Annotated in this window: 10 protein-coding genes; 6 read left to right on the top strand and 4 right to left on the bottom strand. The window is 35.3% G+C overall.

All coding sequences use genetic code 11. The annotated features are described in order from the left end of the window. Positions 1 to 503 precede the first annotated feature (503 nt). Entirely contained in the window at positions 504 to 935 is a 432-nt protein-coding gene (locus ACFINF_RS08535) for a hypothetical protein (protein WP_375620496.1), read from the bottom strand. Further along, positions 932 to 1261, bottom strand: coding sequence for a dATP/dGTP diphosphohydrolase domain-containing protein (locus ACFINF_RS08530; protein WP_006926482.1), 330 nt, complete (start codon positions 1259 to 1261; stop codon positions 932 to 934). The genes ACFINF_RS08535 and ACFINF_RS08530 overlap by 4 nt, the downstream gene beginning before the upstream one ends. 42 nt (positions 1262 to 1303) lie before the next feature. Here ACFINF_RS08530 and ACFINF_RS08525 point away from each other — a divergent pair, with 42 nt between their 5' ends. Then, positions 1304 to 2170: a hypothetical protein gene (locus ACFINF_RS08525; RefSeq protein WP_375620495.1), complete on the top strand. Its 867-nt coding sequence runs from the start codon at positions 1304 to 1306 to the stop codon at positions 2168 to 2170. An 8-nt stretch (positions 2171 to 2178) separates the two neighbouring features. On the opposite strand, the gene ACFINF_RS08520 is transcribed toward ACFINF_RS08525, so the two are convergent. Both ACFINF_RS08520 and ACFINF_RS08515 read right to left on the bottom strand, forming a co-directional pair. Next, positions 2179 to 2544 carry a hypothetical protein gene (locus ACFINF_RS08520; protein WP_375620494.1) on the bottom strand — a complete coding sequence of 122 codons (366 nt, stop codon included), beginning with the start codon at positions 2542 to 2544 and terminating at the stop codon, positions 2179 to 2181. A gap of 99 nt (positions 2545 to 2643) precedes the next feature. Beyond that, positions 2644 to 2979, bottom strand: a complete 336-nt coding sequence (locus ACFINF_RS08515; RefSeq protein ID WP_375620493.1) for a helix-turn-helix domain-containing protein — start codon at positions 2977 to 2979, stop codon at positions 2644 to 2646. 92 nt (positions 2980 to 3071) lie between these two features. Between ACFINF_RS08515 and ACFINF_RS08510 the strand changes: the two genes are divergently transcribed. The 5 genes from ACFINF_RS08510 to ACFINF_RS08490 all read left to right on the top strand — a co-directional run. Further along, positions 3072 to 3371, top strand: coding sequence for a helix-turn-helix domain-containing protein (locus ACFINF_RS08510; protein ID WP_015856266.1), 300 nt, complete (start codon positions 3072 to 3074; stop codon positions 3369 to 3371). Positions 3372 to 3580: 209 nt separating this feature from the next. Next, entirely contained in the window at positions 3581 to 3958 is a 378-nt protein-coding gene (locus ACFINF_RS08505) for a hypothetical protein (RefSeq protein ID WP_375620492.1), read from the top strand. Positions 3959 to 4020: 62 nt separating this feature from the next. Beyond that, positions 4021 to 4383 (top strand): antA/AntB antirepressor family protein, encoded by a 363-nt coding sequence (locus ACFINF_RS08500; protein WP_375620491.1) that lies wholly within the window; start codon positions 4021 to 4023, stop codon positions 4381 to 4383. 11 nt (positions 4384 to 4394) lie between these two features. Next, a complete protein-coding gene (locus tag ACFINF_RS08495) occupies positions 4395 to 4790 on the top strand; it encodes a Rha family transcriptional regulator (RefSeq protein WP_375620490.1) in 396 nt (131 codons plus the stop codon). Between the two features lie 9 nt (positions 4791 to 4799). Further along, positions 4800 to 5239: antA/AntB antirepressor family protein (locus ACFINF_RS08490; protein ID WP_375620489.1), on the top strand; the 440-nt coding region annotated here is incomplete at its 3' end.

The raw sequence follows: 5239 nt of genomic DNA, 5'->3' as shown, positions 1-5239 counted from the left end.
TGAAAATCTTCTGTATCGCTTGTTATGTGACCATCCGCACCGCATATCGCCCAGCCTGTCTTGGTCCCTAGATCAAGGCAAAGAATTGTATGAGACATCTAAATCACCAGTACCTACTTCTCATTAATCTTGTGCTTTAAACTCTCAATCTCAGCATCTAATTCCTTAAGAATTTTCTTCTTTTTTATGACGGGTTGAGCAGAAGTATACACTATGTAAATCGGCGCAACTAAAAGTATAAAAACCATCATTGCAATAAAAAACACTGCATTTATTGATATGAATAAGTAGAGTACTAATTCACCTAGATTCATGTTCCCACCCCATTCTTGAAGATATGCATTTTCAAATCGTGTAAAATTTTATGTTTTTTCGAAATGATCTCACGGAGTTTATCGTTCTTTTTGTCTAATATTTCCGAGACAACAAAGGAGATTATAAGTAAATCAAAGATCACAAATGCAATACCCAAAGCTATCGCTGTCACACTCATCTTTTTTCCCTCACTTTCTTTTCTTCTTATGAGGCGGCGTTTTTACTGCACCTTCACGCTGCTTAAGCTCTTGTCTTAGTCTTTCAATTTCCTCGTCACGTGATTGAACATCTGCTTTTAGTGCCATCACTACTTCACTTACATCTCTGAACGCCTTTTCATGTTCTTCAGTCCTTTGTTGTAGTTCTTTTATCGCTCTATCGCGTTCTTTAATTGCAATATTCAGATCACTAGTTCTCTTTGCCACGTCCTTTGAAGATGCACTTCTTGACCACGCGTATTCTTCATCAAGAGTTTTTATGCTGCTTTTTAAAGTCAAGACCTGCTCTTTAAGAACTTTGACTTTGTTGCGATAATAAAATGCAACACGCAACATCGCTCCGCATACAAGCAAAGCTCCCAAAACTACCAAGCCCGCTATTAAAATCTCATTCGAACTCATTCTGATCTCCATTCTTTGCTTTTAGGGCGGTCATCTCGGCCAATCCGTTTTGCCTCGCATTCCATTAAAAAAAGAATGCAACAAGCCGCATGTGCCAAGTGTGATAAATTACTCTCGCCATCCTTATTCTCTCCACCAAACCATGCTAATAAATGACGTAAAGAAGCTCCATACAAACGGCTCCAATTCATGCCATGACGCCAATTGCTTGCACCGTATTTGTTTGCTCCAAGCTCTAAAACTCTACCGATTTCAATCAGTGTCAACGGTGGAATAAGATCAACACGCGGTTTACCAATGTCATTCTTATGTGCTTTAAAAACCATGATTATCCCCCCTTAAGGCTGTTGCGTATTTATATGTGTGCTATGACAGAGCGCGTTGTGATTGCTTGTCTTGAAAAAATGTTTATGAAAAAGTATCCTCCCAACGATTCTAAAAAAGTGGGGGGAGTTATGATGCAAGAATGGGTAGTTGATAAGGTTGTATTTTTATTGCACCGGATAAATGATAGTGCTGTATTTTTGCTGCACTGGATAAGTGATAATCTTACGATTGCTCCTATCATTGCTACGATAGTTACTGGAATGGTGACACTTTTTGTGCAACAACGAAGCTTAAAAAAACAACTTAAAATCTTCCAACGACAAACTATAGCATCAGAAACCCAGACAGCTATTCTATTAGAAGATAAAAAAGCACGGGATTTGGGACCATATTTGAAATTGAAGGCAGTATTCTTCCCACAAAAATATGAAGGCACTTCACGCGTTAGGGTGAAATTGTGCATTAAAAATCTTACTAGAGAAGATATAATGATAAGGAATATACGCATATCGAAAAAAAGTCCCTTTAAGTTTGTTAAAAATGCTTGCCCTTTCGTTAGATGGCCATCTAAAACTTCAGGTGAACACCTCGTCATTAAAAGAACAACTCCAAAACTCATTGCGTTATGTCCCCAAAATATAAAATCAAATGCTTCATCAGAGTTCGCTTTGAATTTTTTTATTATACGTGCTAAATGCTACACTTTTTTAGATTTCATAATTAGCTGCCGTAAGCCTAATTCCCGCAACATTGCAAATTTTACACTTGACCACACTTCGATTGTTAACCCAGAGGAAACATTCACTGTTCATTTTTGGGCCTCATATCCACGCTCAAAAGATACATATGACGAATTTGGCCCTGAATATTCCTTTTTGGCTGATAATCCTCATTTGTGGTTTTTTTGATGCCAAAATTAAAAGCATTCTCCTGCAAAAATAAAATCGATCAATCTCGGTTCTTCTTTTTTGTTGATTAACTCAGTGATTTTATTGTTTAATTCATCAATAACTTTCATCTGTGAAGCTAACTTTAGCCTTTGGCTGTATAGCGTTTCATTTTTTTGCTTAATTAAAGAGGATAGGTTTTCAAGTACTACTTGCTGTTGTTCAATTGACTTATCTCGCTCTGCAAGAGTTGCTTCATGCCATCTCATCCAACTATCAAATTTTGACTTATGCCATTCTTCTCGTTTTTTAAGAATTGTTGTGTGAGTTTCGTGTCGTTTCACAAGATCTTCTACGCTACAGTCACGATATGGTATTTGTATGAATTCTTTCACAAACTTATCTCCATTCTCAATTTTCGTATTACAACCTATTAATCTACAAATCCGTGTGTAGAGTTTCTTCAATATTCCGTTTCTCATGATCTTTCTTCTTTAAGAGTGTGAAGGCTGCTGTTGCTGTTCATTCTTTTCTTCATATTGAGATTGCAACATTTCATTTTGTTCACATGGCTTCATGCAAACAGTGGAACCCTTGACAAAAGAAGGCGTTGCTTTTTCTTGTATTGCAGTAGTAAAATTTTCTTGATACCAATCACTAGGACTTACATAATTATCCGTAATCTTTGCTATTTGCTTTATTATCCTAGGCTGAGGAAATCTCTTCTTATTTATGTAACGCGCTATTGATGTCTGTGTAACACCTATAGAGGCTGCAAACTCAGCGTAAGTAATATTATTCTTCAATAAATATGATTTTAGCTTAAACATTCCCAAATCATACCATAGTGGTATTTTTAGTGCAAGAGATTTTTACCGTATTGGTATTTGAAAGATAAAAATTTTTTTATAGGATAAGAATCATGAATAACTTAAAATTTTTCAGAGAGAAAATGGGCTTAAGCTCTAAAAAGTTAGCTGAATTAGCAGGTACGAGTCAACCACAGATTTTTCGCTTAGAAAATGGTCATCGGAAATTAACAAAAGAATGGGCTATACGTTTAGCACCTCACTTATCCGTTACCCCTAAACAATTGATGTTTTCAGAACAGGAGACAAATAACTTAGATGCACAAATAGAAGATATGCTCGAACATCTAAGTTATGATAACAAAGTTAAACTTCTTGATCTTCTTTCTTCATTTTATCAAGAAAAGAAATAATAAATTTCTTTTTTTCATCCTCTGTTAATTTTTTCCAAAACGCTAATATTTTTTCATCAATCAATAGATTTTTATCCATTATTTCGCCCCTTCCAAATATAAAATAAAAAAATAACCATTTTGGTATTGACTTAATATTACCATAATGGTATAAATATCTCATAAACCACGCACAAACAATTGCCAAGAGGCGTTAGGGAGGAGAAATTATGGATAAGCCAATTCTTATAAATTCTGATGAAATTTTATTAGTTGTCTATAATGATGATGATCAAAACATTGGTCGGTCGGGACCACTGGATGAAAACCAAGTTCTAAAAATTATTGACGAGGCAGATGATGCAATCCAAATCTTTCGCATCAATCCTTCTGAAAAGAACTGTGAAGACATTTCTGAAGAGATCGCAGAAGCATATGTAAAAGAAAATATCGAACGTCTCGATGAAGATAGTGAGGTTCATTACTTTATACAAGAAAGTGATGTTTACAATAGACTTTTAGACGAGATCGCAGACGAAAAATATAATGATGCAATGTACGGTACTTACGAACAACAACACCGTTTGCGTCCTTGTGATGTGCTTTAAATTCTGAGGGCGCATTTAAAAGCGCCCCCTTTTTTCCATCAATAATTGATTAGAGTAAACTTATGAACACACATGATAATCATATTCATAGTGAAGGATATCTCATACCTGAAAACGAGGTAGACAACAAAATTGGTTATGCCAAAATGGTCAAAGCCCATGTAATGCATAGGCACTTACATTTGAAACAAGATTTTTCCACTTGGTTTAACGATTGTGTTGAAAAGTTTGATCTAAAAGAAGGTGTGGATTTTGTTTTTACAAAACAAGAATGGAACAGACAGAAGATTTGTCCAAAATCTGAAATAGAAACAGATAAAACCGATAATCATTATTTCAAAATTCACGCAGCAAGGAAAATTGCTCAAGCAGAACGTCATAGAAACTATGGCAGAATATTATATCAAACCTTGTGTTTTTCTTAATTAAGGGGGTGATGATGCGAAACTTTATTACAATATCTGAAAACAATTTTCAAAACACAACAGTTCCAACCATGTCTAGTCGTGAAATTGCAGAGTTATGTGGTAAGCAACATGCGCATGTTATGCGTGATATTCGTAAAGTATTTAGCGAACTTAAAATCGACCTGAGTAATTTTGCTGGATTATATAAAGATACAAAAGGTGAAAGTCGTTCCTGTTACCATCTACCAAAACGTGAAGCTCTTATTGTCATTTTAGGTTACAACACTGTATTACGCGCAAAAATTATAGATTATTGGAAAAAATTAGAAGAACAAGCAGCTAATCCTCAAATCGATTTTTCAAGCCCTGAAGCAATGACAGCTATCATAATGCATCTTAAAAATAAAATTAAACAGACTGCATAGGAGTTCATCATGAACACTCTTATAGAGATTAAAGAACAAATCATTGATCAGGAAATAGTTCAGACAGTAAATGCACGTGATCTGCATGCATTCTTAGAGGCAAAACGTGACTTTTCAAATTGGATTAAGGACCGTATTACCAGATACAATTTTATAGAAGGACAAGATTTTATAAAAACACAAGATTTGCGGTCGCCAAATTTGGCGAGCGCAAAATCTAGGGCTGTTATCGCGATTAACTACTATCTCACACTCGATAGAGCCAAAGAACTTTCTATGCTTGAGAACAATCAGAAAGGGAGAGAAGCCCGTTTATACTTTATCGAATGTGAAAAGCGTGTAAAGCAAGTAGTAACACCACAAATCGACTATTCAAGTCCAAAGGCTATGATTGGCTTTTTGAATTACCTACAAGGTCAAATAGATCAAAAAGACACCATCATTGAAGA

Origin of the sequence: Bartonella sp. TS25HLJMH (assembly GCF_042193505.1) — a bacterium.
Taxonomy (GTDB): Bacteria; Pseudomonadota; Alphaproteobacteria; order Rhizobiales; family Rhizobiaceae; genus Bartonella; species Bartonella grahamii.
This window is presented reverse-complemented; position numbering and strand designations above follow the sequence as displayed.